The sequence below is a fragment of the Thiogranum longum genome (genome assembly GCF_004339085.1).
In the GTDB taxonomy this organism is placed as follows: Bacteria; Pseudomonadota; Gammaproteobacteria; order DSM-19610; family DSM-19610; genus Thiogranum; species Thiogranum longum.
This window is the reverse complement of sequence record NZ_SMFX01000001.1, coordinates 680,714-697,845: the sequence shown is the minus strand read 5'-3', so window position 1 is coordinate 697,845 and position 17,132 is coordinate 680,714. Positions and strand designations below refer to the sequence as shown.

General features: G+C 55.2%; 12 protein-coding genes. 4 read left to right on the top strand and 8 right to left on the bottom strand.

The genetic code is table 11. From position 1 onward, the window contains the following. Positions 1 to 205: 205 nt before the first annotated feature. From trmJ to efp, 3 genes are read right to left on the bottom strand one after another with little or no spacing between them, the layout of a single operon-like run. Positions 206 to 946 (bottom strand): tRNA (cytosine(32)/uridine(32)-2'-O)-methyltransferase TrmJ, encoded by a 741-nt coding sequence (gene trmJ / locus DFR30_RS03430; RefSeq protein WP_207891794.1) that lies wholly within the window; start codon positions 944 to 946, stop codon positions 206 to 208. Then, complete coding sequence (gene epmA, locus DFR30_RS03425) at positions 939 to 1,940, bottom strand: EF-P lysine aminoacylase EpmA (protein WP_243640666.1); 1,002 nt, start codon at positions 1,938 to 1,940, stop codon at positions 939 to 941. Before epmA ends, trmJ begins: the two co-directional genes overlap by 8 nt. Beyond that, positions 1,927 to 2,496: an elongation factor P gene (efp, locus tag DFR30_RS03420; protein ID WP_132971340.1), complete on the bottom strand. Its 570-nt coding sequence runs from the start codon at positions 2,494 to 2,496 to the stop codon at positions 1,927 to 1,929. The genes epmA and efp overlap by 14 nt, the downstream gene beginning before the upstream one ends. A gap of 42 nt (positions 2,497 to 2,538) precedes the next feature. Between efp and epmB the strand changes: the two genes are divergently transcribed. Both epmB and DFR30_RS03410 read left to right on the top strand, forming a co-directional pair. Further along, positions 2,539 to 3,543 carry an EF-P beta-lysylation protein EpmB gene (gene epmB / locus DFR30_RS03415; RefSeq protein WP_132971339.1) on the top strand — a complete coding sequence of 335 codons (1,005 nt, stop codon included), beginning with the start codon at positions 2,539 to 2,541 and terminating at the stop codon, positions 3,541 to 3,543. Positions 3,544 to 3,748: 205 nt separating this feature from the next. Beyond that, the gene (locus DFR30_RS03410) at positions 3,749 to 5,545 is read left to right on the top strand and encodes a hypothetical protein (protein ID WP_132971338.1); all 1,797 of its coding nucleotides are present in this window, start codon (positions 3,749 to 3,751) and stop codon (positions 5,543 to 5,545) included. A 183-nt stretch (positions 5,546 to 5,728) separates the two neighbouring features. On the opposite strand, the gene DFR30_RS03405 is transcribed toward DFR30_RS03410, so the two are convergent. After that, positions 5,729 to 6,250 (bottom strand): GNAT family N-acetyltransferase, encoded by a 522-nt coding sequence (locus tag DFR30_RS03405; protein ID WP_165869075.1) that lies wholly within the window; start codon positions 6,248 to 6,250, stop codon positions 5,729 to 5,731. 222 nt (positions 6,251 to 6,472) lie between these two features. On the opposite strand from DFR30_RS03405, the gene DFR30_RS03400 reads away from it, so the two are divergent. Further along, a complete protein-coding gene (locus DFR30_RS03400; protein WP_165869074.1) occupies positions 6,473 to 8,560 on the top strand; it encodes a putative bifunctional diguanylate cyclase/phosphodiesterase in 2,088 nt (695 codons plus the stop codon). On the opposite strand, the gene DFR30_RS03395 is transcribed toward DFR30_RS03400, so the two are convergent. After that, positions 8,557 to 9,780, bottom strand: coding sequence for a DUF1015 domain-containing protein (locus tag DFR30_RS03395; RefSeq protein ID WP_132971335.1), 1,224 nt, complete (start codon positions 9,778 to 9,780; stop codon positions 8,557 to 8,559). The two genes, DFR30_RS03400 and DFR30_RS03395, sit on opposite strands and share 4 nt — an antisense overlap. A gap of 110 nt (positions 9,781 to 9,890) precedes the next feature. Here DFR30_RS03395 and DFR30_RS03390 point away from each other — a divergent pair, with 110 nt between their 5' ends. Continuing rightward, positions 9,891 to 10,214, top strand: coding sequence for a TusE/DsrC/DsvC family sulfur relay protein (locus DFR30_RS03390; protein ID WP_132971334.1), 324 nt, complete (start codon positions 9,891 to 9,893; stop codon positions 10,212 to 10,214). 32 nt (positions 10,215 to 10,246) lie between these two features. Here DFR30_RS03390 and parC read toward each other — a convergent pair whose 3' ends face one another. From parC to parE, 3 genes are all read right to left on the bottom strand, one after another. Beyond that, complete coding sequence (gene parC / locus DFR30_RS03385; protein WP_132971333.1) at positions 10,247 to 12,490, bottom strand: DNA topoisomerase IV subunit A; 2,244 nt, start codon at positions 12,488 to 12,490, stop codon at positions 10,247 to 10,249. A 71-nt stretch (positions 12,491 to 12,561) separates the two neighbouring features. After that, positions 12,562 to 15,093 (bottom strand): PilZ domain-containing protein, encoded by a 2,532-nt coding sequence (locus tag DFR30_RS03380; RefSeq protein WP_132971332.1) that lies wholly within the window; start codon positions 15,091 to 15,093, stop codon positions 12,562 to 12,564. Positions 15,094 to 15,198: 105 nt separating this feature from the next. Next, positions 15,199 to 17,085 carry a DNA topoisomerase IV subunit B gene (parE, locus tag DFR30_RS03375; protein WP_132971331.1) on the bottom strand — a complete coding sequence of 629 codons (1,887 nt, stop codon included), beginning with the start codon at positions 17,083 to 17,085 and terminating at the stop codon, positions 15,199 to 15,201. Positions 17,086 to 17,132: the final 47 nt, after the last annotated feature.

Genomic DNA, 17,132 nt, shown 5'->3' with positions numbered 1-17,132 from the left:
GCAGTTCATTATAGGCACCTTCTGCCAGCGCGCCAATTCATCCGGTTTTGAACCCGCTTCATTCCGATGCCTTGATCCGAAAGATTTACTGCCCGTAATGAAGCCCGCAGGGTCGCTACGGGCATTGCGGAGCCATCTCTGTCAGGCTGGCGCGAGACGTGAAAAGATGGCTTCGCTTCGCTCGCAATGACACCCGTCTGGCAGGTTAACCGGAGTTTTCCGGGGCTTTCCGGTTTGCGGCCGTCAGGATACCGCGCAGGATATTGATTTCGTTCTGGTCCGGACGGGCGCGGTTAAAAAGCCTGCGCAGGCGGCGCATTAACTGGCGGGGGTTATCCGGATCAAGGAACTCCAGCTCGACCAGCGTCTGCTCCAGGTGCCGGTAAAACTGCTCCATTTGTTCGGATGTGGCGTAATCCCTGTCGATGTCAGACTGTGAAGTGCCGGCGCCAGCCAGTGCAGCCACACGCAATTCGTAACAAATGACCTGTACAGCAGCAGCGATGTTCAGTGAAGGATACTCAGGGTTCACCGGTATCTGCACCAGATAATGACAGAGATCCAGCTCTTCATTGGTCAGACCGGTACGTTCACGACCAAACAAAATCGCCACCCTGCCGGTATCCGGGTGGGTGCATACCTGTTCCGCACAACGCCGGGGATCCAGTATCGGCACTGGCAGTGAACGGCTACGCGCACTGGCACCGACAACCAGTGTCGCGCCAGCGATTGCCGCCTCAATAGAATCAAACTGTCGTACAGCAGCCAGCACATCGTCTGCACCTGAGGCACGCGCTGTGGCCTCGGCACAGGGAAACTGTTTGGGATTGACCAACCGCAGATCCCGCAGGCCCATGTTTTTCATGGCGCGTGCGGTCGCACCGATGTTGCCGGGATGACTGGTTTCGATCAGCACGACAGCCGGTTGCAGCATGTTTTCAGACATGGTCCAGACCAAACGGCATAACAGCATCGATTGCAGATGCACCGGTAGCGAGCATCAGTAAACGGTCAAACCCAAGCGCCACACCACTGCACTCCGGCAGACCGTGCGCGAGCGCGCCGATCAGGGCAGCATCTACCGGCATTTCTGCCTGTCCGCGCTGTACACGGCATCGGTTCTCTGCCTCAAATCGCTGCGCTTGCTCTTTTGCATCTGTCAGTTCGTGAAACCCGTTTGCAAGTTCTACACCGCCGGCATACAGCTCGAAGCGCTCGGCCACCGGGTAGCGCCCATTCCTCACCCGCGCCAGTGATGCCTGCGACGGCGGATAGTCATATACAAACTGTGTTTTGTGGCCGAGCCGCGGCTCCAGCCAGTGCGTCACAACCAGGTCCAGCCAGCCGTCCCGATCTGTATCATCAAGGGCCGGTAATGTCTCTATTCCAAGCTTTTCCGAGGCAAACCCCCGGAATGCGCAGGTATCATCAAGCCAGGGATCGAGTCCGGTTTCTTCTAAAAACCAGTCCCGGTAACCGATGCGACGGGCAGCGCGATAATCGACCAGCCCGTCAAGGACCTCGACCAGCAAGTCATCTATTTCGTCCATCAGCGCATGATGGTCAAACCCCGGCCGGTACCACTCCAGCATCATGAATTCAGGATTATGCCGCGCACCGTGCTCGCCGTTACGGAACACGTGCGCAAGCTGGAAAATCGCTCCACTTCCTGCGGCAAGTAATCGCTTCATGAAGAACTCGGGGGAACTGCACAGGTAAAGTGGCTTGCCATGTGCCGCTCCGGGTCCGGTGTAATCAGTCTGAAAGGAGTCAATGGCCGGATCGGTTGTAGCCGCCGATGCCAGTTGCGGGGTATCAACCTCCAGCACATTCCGCTCATGGAAGAAACCGCGGATACGCGCCATTACTGTGGCCCGCAACAGCAGCACTTTCTTACTGGCACCGGGTCGCCAGTCTGCAGGGATATCAGTCCCTGGCACGGCCGACGTATTCGCCGGTACGGGTATCAACCTTGACGATTTCTCCGACATCGATGAACAGCGGGACGCGCACTACCGCGCCGGTCTGTAGCGTAGCCGGCTTGCCTCCGCCGCCCGAGGTATCACCGCGGACCCCGGGGTCGGTTTCCGTGACTTCCAGTTCCACAAAGTTTGGTGGCGTTATACTAATCGGTACACCGTCCCACAGGGTGACCAGGCAGGAGTCCTGCTCCTTAAGCCATTTCTTCGCCTCGGCCACTGCCGCTTCACCGGCGGCTATCTGCTCATAGCTGTCCGGATCCATGAAGTGCCAGAACTCGCCATCGCTGTACAGGTACTGCATATCGGTTTCCATGACATCCGCCGCTTCCACTGTCTCACCCGATTTGAAAGTACGCTCAATGACCCGACCGGTCTTGAGATTGCGGATTTTCACCCGGTTGAATGCCTGGCCCTTGCCAGGCTTCACAAACTCGTTTTCAATGATGGAACAGGGGTCGTTATCGAGCATAATCTTCAGACCGCCCTTGAATTCATTTGTACTGTAGGTCGCCATGGAGCACCTTGTGTTGTCGATATCAGGAAAAACTGGAGCCGTATGATACCGCGAAGCCTGCAACGGCAACAGCCGCCCCTCTGGCAGACGCTGCTGGGCCAGTGCATCACCGATGTGGAAACACTGTGGGAACTGCTGGATTTGCCACGGGCCCTGCTGCCAAAGGCAAAAAGTGCTGCACGGCAGTTTCGCCTGCGCGTACCGGTCGGCTTTGTACAACGCATGCGCCGGGGCGACCCCGATGACCCCCTGCTCAGGCAAATACTGCCACTCGGCGAGGAACTGGTCGAAGCACCCGGCTACGAAGTCGACCCGCTGGAGGAACAGAATGCCATGCCGGTCCCCGGCCTTCTGCACAAATACCCCGGGCGCGTATTACTGACGCTGACCGGTGCCTGCGCGGTGAACTGTCGCTATTGCTTCCGCCGTCATTACCCTTACAACGAAGCCAATCCGACCCGCGAACACTGGCCCGCCACACTGGACTACCTGGCACAGCGCGAACAGATCAGTGAGGTAATTCTAAGCGGCGGCGACCCCTTGACGCTGACTGATGCCCGACTGAAGGATATGGTCGAGGAGCTGGAACTGATCCCCCATCTGACTACGCTGCGACTACATAGCCGCGTTCCGGTTGTGCTGCCGGAACGCGTCGACAGTGCATTGCTCGACTGGATGTCGACCACCCGTCTACGCATCGTCGTGGTGATCCATTGCAACCATGCCAACGAAATCAACGCTGTGGTGGCAAGCGCCATGCAGCAAATGAAAGCAGCCGGCGCCACCTTGCTCAACCAGTCCGTCCTGCTGCGGGGTGTGAATGATGACGCTATAACCTTGTGCAAGCTTGGCCAGCGACTGTTCGAGGCCGGCGTCCTGCCCTACTACCTGCACCAGCTGGACCCGGTTCAGGGTGCCAGCCATTTCGCTGTCAGTGATATAGAGGCACAACAACTGATGGGAAAAATACGTTCCCTGACATCGGGTTACCTCATTCCACGACTGGTCAGAGAAATACCCGGAGAAAGCGCGAAAATCCCCCTCTAGTACATCCCGGCAACAAGCCACCGAAAAAAACACCCCTGTATCCCGGTTTTTATTCGTATTGAACAGGCATACCCCTGACGTCTCGCAACACCCTGCGGCTATTCAGTTTTCCCGCGACATGACGATAGCCCGGATACGGGATGCCATTATGGCAGCAGCACGCCTGCTTCCCGCCATGCAAAAATAACCAGCGGACGAATTGCCCATGCAACTTTCAGTACCGAACCGTACCAGCCCGAAAAACGGCTCATTCGACAGCCAGCCAAGCAGTGTAAAAAACTGGATTGAGCGCCTTCCCATGGCCAATGTGGGAGAAACAACTAAATTGCTGTTCGAGGCACTGAACGATCTCAACCACCAGGATATTCCTGCCCAGCAACGCTTCAAGACGCTTGAACTCCTCCAGGAACCGGTTCGCTTCGTCACAGACCACATGAAAAAACACGTTGTCGGCAAACCACTGCCGCCAATGATGAAAAATCTGAAGATTGCACATCTGTCACGTGAAATCACCCATGCGCTGGCCACCGGGTACAAGGTGCTGGTTATGGAGCAGATTGCCGGCGTAGGCCGCAAGGACAGGAAGTTGCTGGTCACTGCCATTCACCGGTCAGTAAAGCTGCTTGGTGTCGTGTTGCTTAAAGCCTTCCAGGTTTACGAGCCTTACCCGGAATCGGTCTGGCTGGAAATTCATTCGTTATATCGCTACGCAGAAAGCAACGGCCTGCATCGCAATAAAGTCATGGACGTTGTTGCGGCCGTTCAACACACATCAACTGTCACAGACTGCTACAAACAAATTTTACTGCTCGCGCTGGCCTGCCCTTATCGCCTTCGCCATGGTGAAGCTGAAGATATCTATAATGCACTGGAAGACTGGGCAAAATTCAGCGACCTTAAAATGCTCGAAGAAAAACCGAACGCACTCTTTTCCGTAAATCTGGATAGCGATGAGCCTCCCAGTTATCTTGTCCTCAGGGATACCAACGAGAATTGCGGTACTACCCGAACCCTGGATACAGGCCGCCTTGCAGAGCATGCCCGCAAGGCCATAAGCGAAACCCGGGAAAGTCGCCCGACCGGCATTAAACTGTCCACAATCAAGCACCTGATGCTGGTATGGGGTGTTATGCCAAAACGCCGTTATTCCCGTGTAAAAGACCAGTCACAGGTCATCGTGTCGATGGGGTTGAGTTCTATCCACTATTTTGTCAGTGGCGAGGCCGTCTTCAACCAGACACCCGTCAGCAAAAAGTGTCACACCGATCTTTCCGCCGACCCGGGGCCCGTCCCGCATATTCAGGAACCTGCCAGCTTTGGCGCACGTGATGTAAGGGCAAGCGAAGGTAATATGCCTGACGTGTGGGAAATGAACTACCGGATTGAAGGAGAAGCGCTGCCCTCCAATCTGGAAACGGCTGTAGCCCGTGCGGCTTCCGGGATGCAGATCAACACCAGCCACCGCACCCAGAACTGGAAAATGGTCAATATCAGCGCCGGCGGATACTGCCTGTTGTGGGACAACCTTGAAACCACCCGTGCCCAGGTAGGCGAATTGCTGGGAATCCGTGAAGAAAGTGACCCGGATACATTTCACTGGCGGCTGGGCGTAATTCGCTGGCTGAAATTTGCCGACAAACGCGGGCTGGAACTCGGTGTACAAATGCTGTCACCGGGCGCCGTTGCAATTGCCGGACAGCCTGAACAGCGGGGAACGAAAAACCATGAATTTACCCGCGGCTTGCTGCTACCTGAAATTGCCAGCATACAGCAGAGCGCAACCCTGTTGCTGCCCTCACCACCCTTCAGGGTCGGTGACTCGGCCGTTATCAACTGCCATGGAAAAAATGTCCGCGTTGAGCTGACAAAACTGGTGGAGAACACCGGCAGCTTTGCCCAGTTCCAGTTCACGGCACTGGGCGAAATAAAGCTCCCCGGTCAAAAGAAACCCGCTTCAAAAACGATGAGTAGCGACTTCGATGATGTCTGGGAGCTGTTGTAGCCTTGACACCGGTCCATACCGGATAGCAGGAAAACAGAGGCTTTTCCAGGGAACCTCTGATTAATCCGTCATGCCAGCGCAGAGCCTGTGCCGGACTCGATCCGGTACCGGCATCCATCTCATTGAAACCACCGGATTCTGGCATACGCCAGAATGACGGAATATGAATTAATCAGAGTTCCCCTAGAATAATGCCTTGAACAAGTCGGGATACTCGACAACTCCCCCACCTGACAGGGCACCATCGACCAATTCCATTGCCGTCAGGGCATCATCCGGTATTGGCAGATTACAGGTCACGCCCCATTCAGATGCCGGCCTGAATCCGAAGCGCAAGTAATAATCGGGGTGCCCGGCCACCACGATGGCGTTGTAGCAAAGCGGTTTGGCTCGTGCAACGGCAGCATCGATAAGTTCCGAGCCAATACCCCGGTGTGATTGCGAGGGCACGACCGACATCGGACCCAGTGCAAGTATTTCGCTTTCACCCTGATCGGAAACAAGCTTGACCCTGGACAACACCACATGGCCAACAATACGGCCATTGAGCTCTGCCACCAGCGACAGGTCCGGTATGAAGGTTGGTGACTTTCGTAATTCACCAATGAGTTGCGCCTCGGCCTCACCTTCAAAAGCACTGAGATTCACGACATCAATCGCGCTGAAGTCGTCGGGAGTTTCAGCCCGCACCCTGATCTGTTGCATACCCTGTCCCCGGCTGGTCCTGTGCGGCCTCATAGGCTGGCCGTATGTCTTCATGCTAGCAGGAAACCTGTTTATGTAAAAGGGGTTACGACGCCAGCAGGAATGGCTATTTGGTCACGATCAGGAGGTAAAGAATGTAGCCCATGCTGCCGAAACAATGTAAGCGCACTACCAGCCAAAACAGCTGGCGAGAAAAAACTGAATTCAGGAGCACTATACCCTATGGACAAGGACCAAACTCTGCGTCTGCTGATCGTTGAGGAATCCCGCAACGATGCAGAAGCCCTTGCCAATATCCTAAGAAATGCCGGGCAGGCATCCCGCCTGGACTATGCTGAAGACTGTAATGGCATAAATACCCTGCTGGACAAACATATTCCGGATCTTGTGCTGTGTGCCATGGGACTGGAATCGGCATCACTCCCCGATATAGCCGCTCTTCTGAAACAACGTGAAGTCCCTGCTCCATTGGTCGCTATCGGCGAAACAGCCGATGAGGCTGAAATTATCGAGGCCATGCGTCAGGGTGCGTCCGACCTGTGTTCTTACGACCAGCCCGAGCACCTGCAACTGGTTGCCCAGCGCGAACTACGCCAACTCAGCTCAACCAGCAAGGGTCATAATTTCGAAGCCCGTTTCCACGAAAGCGAGAAGCGCGCCCGCTCGCTGATGGAAAGCTCACGTGATGCCATTGCCTACGTACACGAAGGCATGCATATCTTCGCCAACAGTTCCTACCTGGAAATGTTTGGTTTTGAAAACATCGATGAGATTGAAGGCACGCCGATTCTCGATATGGTTGCACCGGAAGAGCACGGAAAATTCAAGGAATTTCTGCGCAATTTCAGCAAGGAAGAAGCCACGGAAGATTCATTGAAGACACACGGACAGCTGCCTGACGGGAAACAGTTCGATGCTTTAATGGAGTTCTCTCCTGCCAGCATTGAAGGCGAGGCCTGTACACAGATCATCATTCGCAACCAGGCAGGATCCAGCAAGGAGCTTGAACAAAAAATCAAATTCCTCAGCAAACAGGATGTACTCACCGGCCTGTTTAATCGCCAGTACTTTATCGAAGAGCTTGAGCTGGCTGTTACAAATGCCGTAAGCGGTTCGGAAAATGCCGCGTTGATTTACCTGCTGGTAGACAACTTCAAGGACATCAAGGATAACATTGGCATAGGTGCGGCAGACATGGTCATCAGCGACATCGCCGACCTGATGCGTGAGCACACACAGGACACTGATATTGTCGCACGCTTTGGTGATCACTCTTTCGCCATCCTGCGCAAGGATTGCGACCACGAATCAATTTCTGCATTAGGGGGAAATCTTCGCCAGTCTATCGAAGACCACATTGCCGACATTGAAGGAAAATCAATAACGACAACCTGCAGTATCGGCATGAGCATTATCAGTGAAAGTTCGCCGTCAGCTCACGAAGTTATTTCCCGTGCAGACCTGGCCTGTGAGGTTGCCCGTTCCTCGGGCGGTAACAAGATCCATTTGCACAACCCGGTGGTCGACGAGAAAATCGGCAAGGAACGCGACCAGCAAATGCATGCCTTGATAAAGGATGCACTGGAACACAACCAGTTCCGGCTGCTTTTCCAGCCAATTGTCAGCCTGCAGGGCGATACCAGTGAGAAATACGAAGTCCTGCTGCGCATGATTAACGATGAGGAAGAACATATTCTGCCCAGTCAGTTCCTGCCAATTGCCGAGCAAACCGGTCAGACTGCAGAAATCGACTTTTGGGTTATCGAGAATGCTATCAAGACGCTATCGGAACATCGCTCACAGGGCTCAGACACCCAGTTTTTTATCAAGGTCTCGGGGCAAACACTGCTGGATGAAAAACTGGTGGATTTTGTCAGTAACAGCCTGAAAGAACATCGCCTGCCGGGTGACGCACTGGTATTCGAGCTCTCCGAAAAAATCGCTTCCCAACATCTGAAACAGGCGAAAAGCTTTGCCAAGGCATTGCAGGAACTGCACTGTAAATCCGTACTGGAGCACTTCGGCACCAGCCCGAACTCCTTCCAGTTACTCAAGCATATGCCGGTCGATTATCTGAAGATAGATGGTTCTTTCATCCACAATCTGGCCAGTGATACTGATAACCAGGCAATGGTGAAATCGATACTGGACACTGCCAATTCGATGAACAAGCAATGTATTGCAGAATATGTTCAGGATGCACACAGCCTGGCTGTTCTCTGGCAGAGCGGCATCAACTTTATCCAGGGTAACTTCCTGCAAGAGCCAAGCGAAACACTCAGCTACGATTTCACCGGGGAAGTCGCCTAGTCGAGTACGTGCGAAACCAGCCCGTCTGCCAGCTTGGGCTCGAACCAGGTTGACTTGGGCGGCATCACTTCGTTGGCATCGGCCACCGCCATAAGGTCTTCCATGGTCGTGGCGAACATGGAAAATGCGACAGCCATCTCACCACTGTCCACGCGTTTCTCAAGTTCACCCAGGCCGCGGATCCCACCGACAAAATCAATGCGGGGGTCAGTACGCGGGTCACTGATATCCAGCACCGGTTCCAGCAGGTTGTCGGCCAGCAGACTGACATCGAGGCGCGCCACCGGGTCTTCGGGAATTCGTTCCGGGTGGATATTCAGGCGATACCACTGGCCTCCAAGGTACATTCCAAACTCTCCCGGCCGTGATGGCGATACCGGTTCCGCAGACTGGTTGACGTCATACGCTGTGGCAATCTTCTCCAGCAGCTGCATTTCACTCAGTCCGTTGAGATCTTTAACCACCCGGTTGTAATCCAGGATCTTCATCTGTTTGTGCGGGAAAATCACTGACAGGAAATAACGGCTCATGGCATCGGGTGGACCATTTTTGCTGGCCGCCACGCGTGATGCCGCTGCCGAACGATGGTGGCCATCAGCAATATAAATCGCCTCCATCGCCTCAAACCCGTCCGTGAGTCTGTCGATGGTTGCCGGGTCATCGAGCACCCAGAAGGTATGCCCGATACCATCGTCTGCAACCAGGTCATATTCCGGTGGGTTATTTGTTGCCGAGTCAATCAGCGCATCAATATCGTCCTGTGACCGGTATGCCAGCAGAACCGGGCCGGTCTGTGCATTCAGTGCCTCGATCTGGCGCACGCGATCATCCTCCTTGGCGGGACGGGTAAACTCGTGCTTGCGAATACGGTTTTTGTCGTAATCGGCAACGGATGCAACGGCAACCAGCCCGGTCTGTACATGATCTCCCATGGTCAGACGGTAAACGTAATAGACCGGCTTGTCTTCGCGCCTGAGCACACCCTCCGCGACCAGCTTGTTGAGGTTTTCCGCGGCCTTGGCATATACCGCAGGATCATAAGGATCTGTGCCCGGCGGCAGGTCGATCTCAGCCTTTGAAATGTGCAGGAAGCTCAGTGGGCGGTCAGCTGCCCGTTCGCGGGCTTCCTCGCTATTGAGAACATCGTAGGGCGGCGCAACCACATCGTTGGCGCGTTCTGGTACCGGCCGCAGGCCGGCAAAGGGACGAATCAGGGACATAGCACCTTATCCTGGCTGAAAATGAACGGTCGCCATTCTACCCGCACGCTGCCGCCAGCGCACTGACTATACTTAAAGCGGGTATCAACAGAACGCAGAGGAGCACTATCATGGGACAACAACTGCGAAACGTGCCGCGCGATGAATCCGGGCTGTTATGCGACCCACACGACTGGACGCCGGAGCTTGCCCGGGAGCTTGCCCGGGAAGACGGAATTGAAGAACTTTCCGAGGAGCACTGGCGACTTATCGAGTCTTTGCGCAACTACTATGCAAAGTACCATGTCCCCCCCTCCAGCACCCGGATCTGCCACGACACACATCTGACAGCAGAAGCCACGCATCATCTGTTCCCGAATTGCCTTGAAGCCTGGCGAATTGCCGGCCTGCCGGATCCAGGAGAAGAGGCAAAAGCCTACCTGTCAGCCGAATAATTTACCTCTGTGTCTACAGGGTGACGGCGGCTCTATTCAGCAAATGCCCTGTCGACCCGCTGCAGGCCACGTGGCAGTTTCTTGCCCTTGCGGCCCCGATCCCCCTGGTATAGCGCCAGCTCTGAGGCTTTCAGTTTCAGGTGCCGTTTACCCGCATGCAGAACCAGCGAACCATTCTGCGGCACGCTCACCACGGCGACCATACGCTCCTCGCCGGCGGCCAGTTTCTTCGCATTGACACCCTGGATCTTGATACCTTTACCGCGATTAAGGCGCGGCACTTCCACAGTCGGGATAACCAGCATATGGCCCTGCAGATCAATGGCCGCCAGCTGGTCAGCTTCCGGGTCGACTACCGGAACCGGTTGTAGCACTCGCGCATGCTTCGGCACCGACAGCACGGATTTCCCGGCCTTTGTACGCGCATACAGATCACCGATGCGAGCCACGAAACCATAGCCGGCATCGCTCGCCAGCAGATACAGGCTGTCTGCATCCCCGGCCATAACACCCACAAAATGAGCACCGTCCGGCGGGTTAAACCGGCCGGTCAGCGGCTCACCCTGACCACGTGCCGAGGGCAGGCTGTGAGCAGTCAGCGTATAGGCCCGGCCTGTAGAGTCAAGGAATACGACCTGCTGGTTACTACGGCCCTGCGCTGCTGCGAGAAAACTGTCACCGGCCTTGTAACTGAGCGCTTCAGGATCGACTTCGTGTCCCTTAGCAGCACGCACCCAGCCTTTCTCCGACAATACAATGGTTACCGGGTCACTGGGTACCAGCGCAGTATCATCCATAGCCTGCGCGGCCGGACGACTCACCAGCGCAGAACGGCGGTCGTCACCGAATTTTTCGCTATCGGCGGTAATTTCTTTTTTTACCAGCGTGCGTAAACGCTGTTTAGATGACAGGGTCTTCTGCAAACTGTCACGTTCGGCAGCCAGCTCTTCCTGCTCACCACGGATTTTCATTTCTTCCAGTTTTGCCAGGTGTCGGAGTTTGAGGTCCAGAATGGCATCCGCCTGCCGCTCGCTGAGTTTGAATCGTTTCATCAGCACCGGTCGTGGCTCATCTTCGCCACGGATAATGGCAATAACTTCATCGATATTCAGGTATGCGACCAGCAAGCCATCAAGGATATGCAGACGATCGAGCACCTTGTCGAGACGATACTGCAAACGCCGCGTCACCGTGCCAACCCGGAATTCCAGCCATTCTTTCAGCAGCGTGCGAAGGTCCTTGACAGCCGGACGGCCGTCCAGCCCGATCATATTCATATTGACGCGGTAACTGCGCTCCAGATCGGTTGTCGCGAACAGGTGCAGCATGATGGTATCGATATCTACCCGGCTGGAACGCGGTACAATAACCAGCCGGGTTGGATTTTCGTGATCGGATTCATCGCGCAGATCTGCAACCATCGGTAACTTCTTCGCCGTCATTTGTGCCGCAATCTGCTCCAGCACCCGTGCGCCAGATACCTGCCAGGGCAATTCGGTGACAACAATATCCCCACTCTCCGACTCGTAGCGTGCACGGATTCGTACGCTACCACTCCCGGTATGGTACGCGCGCACCAGATCATCACGCGGCGTAATAATATCTGCCCCTGTCGGGTAGTCGGGACCCTGGATATATTCACACAGGTCATCCACTGTCGCCTTAGGCTTCTCCAGCAGGTGAATGGCGGCGGAAGCCACCTCGCGCAGGTTATGTGGAGGGATATCTGTCGCCATCCCGACGGCGATACCGGCTGCGCCATTCAGTAGCACCACCGGAAGGCGTGCGGGCAGCAGGATCGGTTCCTGCAAGGTACCGTCGAAGTTGGCCGTCCAGTCAACAGTTCCCTCACCCAGTTCGGCCAGCAGGACTTCTGAAAAGGCCGAAAGACGTGCCTCGGTATAGCGCATGGCTGCAAAGGATTTAGGGTCGTCCTGCGCACCCCAGTTGCCCTGCCCGTCAACCAGGGGGTACCGGAAAGCAAAGGGTTGCGCCATATGCACCATAGCTTCGTAACAGGCAGTATCACCGTGTGGGTGAAACTTGCCCAATACATCGCCTACCGTACGTGCCGATTTTTTAAACTTGGCCCGTGCCGACAGGCCGAGCTCGGACATAGCGTAGACAATGCGCCGCTGTACCGGCTTCAGGCCATCGCCGATGTGTGGCAGGGCACGATCGAGAATGACATACATGGAATAATCCAGGTATGCCTTTTCGGTAAAGGTGTGCAGTGGCAGCGTTTCCGTGCCTTCGACAAGAGTATCTGTGGACATACCGGTTCCGTCATTCAGTACAAGGACCGGGCCATTGTACCGATGCAGGCGCTGGAAGGTGAACCCGTGTTTTAGGACTCCGGCTTCACAAGCCCTCGCCGGGCCCCCGACTGGCGGGAGATATCGATGACTTCACCGCATCCCACTACGGAATGCGCCAGGTCCGAGAGCTTGATCGCACGATGCTTCGACTGCTCCCTCACTGAAGCAACCAGCTTGTCGACTGACTTCTCATCCAGAGCATGAACAAACGTAGTCACAATCTTCAGACAACGCCAGTCCTCCCTCCCAACCAGTTGCTGGAGGTAGGTCTCACGCCCGGCATCACTGGTAAAATCGAGTTCGGTCGCGGCATGGATATAAGTCTCACCGGTTTCCTCATCCCGCTCCCGATACAGATACAGCTCAAGCTCAAAGGGTGCCGGAGGCTCCTGTGATGCCTTCTGCCGACGGACAAGAATCTGAATCGCGTCATACAAGGTTGTGACAACACGACGATCGTTGACGCAACGGAAATCGTGCCCGCTTTCGGTCTCAAAGAAATCAAGCAGTTTGTTGCCACCTTCCGGGACACCCACAAATTGCAGATGTGCGCCACCTTCCGCATTTCGACCCAGGAAAAACGGAATGGTAGGCGTATTGGCGGCCAGTAGCGACTCGTACAACCTCGATGTTGTTGCACTCCAGATATCACCGGTATCCACGCCAAGCTTGTGCTCATTCTTGGTGATCAGCTCAACGAAGAATTCCTTGAGACCTTCTTTCGCACTACCCAGAACACGCTCCAGCATGATCACCGTGCCCTCGTCATTATTGACCGAGTTGACCACCAGGTAGGGAATATCCATGAGGTTGGCACCGGACTTCTTCTGCTGCAGGGACACCAGCCCCACCTTGACCGGCGCACCGGGCTTGACGGCAAGGCACTTGTTCAGCTGAATACGAATCCCCCGCGTTGAAATGTCCTTTGACAACCCCTCCAGGCTGCGATCACCGATTTTCACGTCCACACGGGTCTCGGCCAGATAGCGATCTTCACGACGCCGCTCGACATAGCCAAAGCGCACCAGGTCAGTCTTGAGTAACTCGCGTGAAGGATCCAGTGATTTTTTCACCCCGCCATCTGAAAGATTCCGGCATTCGGGACCAACCCAGGCTTGCAGTCCATCAATCGACTTATCATTCATGGACAGGCCCGTGTACTTATGGGTCATATCCACCACGTAGGCGACAAAGAACAGGCGCGCCAGCTGCTCACGCAATACCTTCATCCGGGATTCAGACTTGTATTGCAGACGTTGCGAGATTTCATCGATTTTCTTACCTGATGCCTGCAGTAACGGCATACTGCCGACCTGCACTTTCACAACACTGTATTCCGGCTGACTGGCGGCGTAATAGATGAAGCGGTAGAAATCAGCATCTGTTGCAAACTCGAAATCAGCTGCAGAATGCAGGCGTAAGCGGTCATCACCATCGCCCTTGTGGCGATACATCGCCATGACAAACTCACCCTTCTCCGCCAGCCGCTCAAGCCGCGCCGGGAGAGCAAGGGGACTGAAGTCATAATTATCAACATCCGTACAGAAGAAACGCGCCAGGTAGGTATTGCCCTCACTCATGGCAACCGCCTGCACGCGTAAAGTATCTGCCCCGGTTTTCTCGACAAATACCGGCAGCTGGGTGATACTTTGCGCATGGCAGCGCTCGTAATACCAGCTCAATGTCGACGTATACTCATCATCCACATCCAGCTTGTAGCGTCGCCGGTTTTCCTCGATAAATCCTGAAATAAAATCTGAAAACCCGGCCGGCCCGTCAAGATCCACGCGGCGCAGAAACAGGGTGCTATCAGCTTCATGCGTTTGGATACGGACAACCCGATATAGGACATCATCGAACTGTACATTGCCTGCCTTGTCGTGCAGGCCAGTCAATGATACCTGGAGTTTCTGGTCTTCCTGGAAGGTGGTCAATCCTTTAATGCGAACCTGGATACCACAGACAGAAATATCACGGGTGATACCATCGCTACGAATGTTGCCGCTCTGTAACCTTACCTTGGAGGCGAACTGGAGACGGGGATGGTCTCTCTTGCGAAAGTACCCGAGTGGCAACGATTCAGGATTGTCCGCAATAACCGGTTGTATATCCTCAACAGCGTCAACGCCATCCACCCTGGCACGTTCACGCGCAGCATCACGCGTTCTCTGCAGGCGTCGTTTTTCAATTTCCTGACGGCGAAGTTCTGCTTCATCACGTGCATTTATCTGCGCCTGAAGCGTGTGTGCTCCCCCGACAATTGACTCAAAAGTGCCGACGGTATACACGCCGTTGTTCTCGTGCAGGCCGCGTTCGAACATCTGGAAGGAAAGATCATCAAGATAATGGATACGATCATTGAAAGCATAACGCCGACATTCGCCAGCCACCTTTCCGCGCATGTCGATAGTCTGGAAACAGGGGCGGGTAAGACGGGATTCTTCAACACGCCTGAGAAAATGCCCGGTATCCGAATCCTCGACGACGATCTCGGTAACCAGCTCCTTTTGCTCCGAGGTCGTATCGGCACGCCTGAAATGCTTGACGATTATCTCGCCCATATCTCTCCCGTAACCCCGGGCCACAAAAGCTTCAGGGCACCGTCAATTCTTTCTGTGTTTTCATAGAGTTAAGTCAGGCCTGCAATGCTGCTGGCCGATGCTGAACTATATATCGGCAAGATTGCCGTTTTTCTCAAGCCAGCTTCGGCGATCAGGCGCACGCCCCTTGGCGAGCAACAGGTCGAGAATACAGTGACTGTTATCACCTGGCTCAACCGTAAGCTGCACGAGACGGCGGGTATCCGGATCTATAGTGGTTTCACGTAGTTGCATGGGATTCATTTCACCCAGGCCCTTGAAGCGCTGCACGTTAATCTTGCCCCTGATGCCTTCTGCGGCAATCCGGTCCAGCACACCCTGTTGCTCCGCATCATCGAGTGCATAGAACACCTGCTTGCCAACATCTATACGGTACAGTGGCGGCATGGCGACAAACACATGGCCTGCCTCGACCAGGGGCTGGAAATGGCGCAGAAACAGAGCGCACAACAAGGTCGCAATATGTGCACCATCCGAGTCTGCATCGGCCAGGATACAGATTTTGCCATAGCGCAGGTTCTTCAGCTCGGGGGAACCAGGCTCTACGCCAATGGCCAGGGTAATATCGTGCACTGTCTGGGAAGCCATCACTTCGGAGGAATCGACTTCCCAGGTATTGAGGATCTTGCCACGCAAGGGCATGACCGCCTGAAACACACGGTCGCGCGCCTGTTTGGCAGAACCACCGGCCGAATCACCTTCAACCAGAAACAGTTCGGAGCGTGCCAGGTCATTGTTGCTGCAATCCGCCAGTTTGCCGGGTAATGCCGGACCACTGGTCACCTTCTTGCGCACTACCTTCTTGCCTGCACGTTGCCGGGTCTGCGCATTCTGTATTGCCAGCTGGGCAATCTGCTCACCGGCCTCGGTGTGCTGATTGAGCCACAGGCTGAAAGCATCCTTGACCACACCGGAGACGAAGGGTGCACACTCCCGCGAAGACAGCCGCTCCTTGGTCTGGCCGGAAAACTGCGGCTCGCGGATTTTTACAGAAAGAATATAGGCGCAGCGTTCCCACACATCATCCGGTGCCAGCTTGATACCACGCGGCAGCAGGTTCCGGAATTCGCAAAACTCGCGAATGGCCTCGGTCAACCCCATACGCAAACCATTTACATGTGTACCGCCCTGCGCGGTCGGGATAAGGTTGACGTAGCTCTCGGTAACCAGCTCGCCACCCTCCGGCAACCATGCCAGGGCCCACTCGGCTGCTTCTTCATTACCTTCCATGCTACCGGTAAACGGCTCCTCGGGGATACGAACTGCATCACCCAGCGCATCGACCAGGTAATCGCGCAAGCCATCCTCATAGTACCAGACCTCTTTCTCACCACTTTTTTCATCGATCAGGGTGACTTCCAGTCCTGGACTCAACACGGCCTTGGCGCGCAGTACATGCTTCAGTCTGGGCAGTGAAATCTTTGCCGAATCAAAAAATTTCGGATCGGGCCAGAAACGAAGGGTTGTACCGGTATTCTGCTTGCCGACCTTGCCCACTTCGTCCAGGCCGGACACCTTCTCGCCATTTTTGAATGCCAGGTTGTATTCCTTGCCGTCCCGTCGCACCCACAGTTCCAGGTGCTTCGATAACGCGTTCACCACCGACACGCCAACACCATGCAGGCCACCCGAGAAACGGTAGTTTTTATCCGAGAATTTACCGCCGGCGTGCAGCCGTGTGAGGATAACTTCGGCACCGGAAACGCCTTCCTCAGGATGGATATCCACCGGCATACCACGGCCATTATCCTTCACCTGCAGGGAGCCATCCTTGAACAGTGTCACCGCGATCTTGCTGGCGAACCCCGCAGTTGCCTCATCGACACTGTTATCAATAACTTCCTGGGCGAGATGATTCGGCCGGGCGGTGTCAGTGTACATCCCCGGGCGCTTGCGGACCGGGTCCAGGCCGCTCAGGACTTCAATGGAGGCGGCATCGTATTGGCTGGCCATGACGTTTCAGACTTCGTGAGTTGATCAGGGCGCCCATGCTACAGAAA

Bases quoted from the DNA above. Each gene is read 5' to 3' on its own strand.
- trmJ (WP_207891794.1), bottom strand. From the start codon at position 946: ATGTCTGAAAACATGCTGCAACCGGCTGTCGTGCTGATCGAAACCAGT.
- DFR30_RS03395 (WP_132971335.1), bottom strand. From the start codon at position 9,780: ATGTCCCTGATTCGTCCCTTTGCCGGCCTGCGGCCGGTACCAGAACGC.
- parC (WP_132971333.1), bottom strand. From the start codon at position 12,490: ATGTCCACAGATACTCTTGTCGAAGGCACGGAAACGCTGCCACTGCAC.
- DFR30_RS03400 (WP_165869074.1), top strand. From the start codon at position 6,473: ATGGACAAGGACCAAACTCTGCGTCTGCTGATCGTTGAGGAATCCCGC.
- DFR30_RS03410 (WP_132971338.1), top strand. From the start codon at position 3,749: ATGCAACTTTCAGTACCGAACCGTACCAGCCCGAAAAACGGCTCATTC.
- efp (WP_132971340.1), bottom strand. From the start codon at position 2,496: ATGGCGACCTACAGTACAAATGAATTCAAGGGCGGTCTGAAGATTATG.
- DFR30_RS03405 (WP_165869075.1), bottom strand. From the start codon at position 6,250: ATGCAACAGATCAGGGTGCGGGCTGAAACTCCCGACGACTTCAGCGCG.
- parE (WP_132971331.1), bottom strand. From the start codon at position 17,085: ATGGCCAGCCAATACGATGCCGCCTCCATTGAAGTCCTGAGCGGCCTG.
- epmB (WP_132971339.1), top strand. From the start codon at position 2,539: ATGATACCGCGAAGCCTGCAACGGCAACAGCCGCCCCTCTGGCAGACG.
- DFR30_RS03380 (WP_132971332.1), bottom strand. From the start codon at position 15,093: ATGGGCGAGATAATCGTCAAGCATTTCAGGCGTGCCGATACGACCTCG.
- DFR30_RS03390 (WP_132971334.1), top strand. From the start codon at position 9,891: ATGGGACAACAACTGCGAAACGTGCCGCGCGATGAATCCGGGCTGTTA.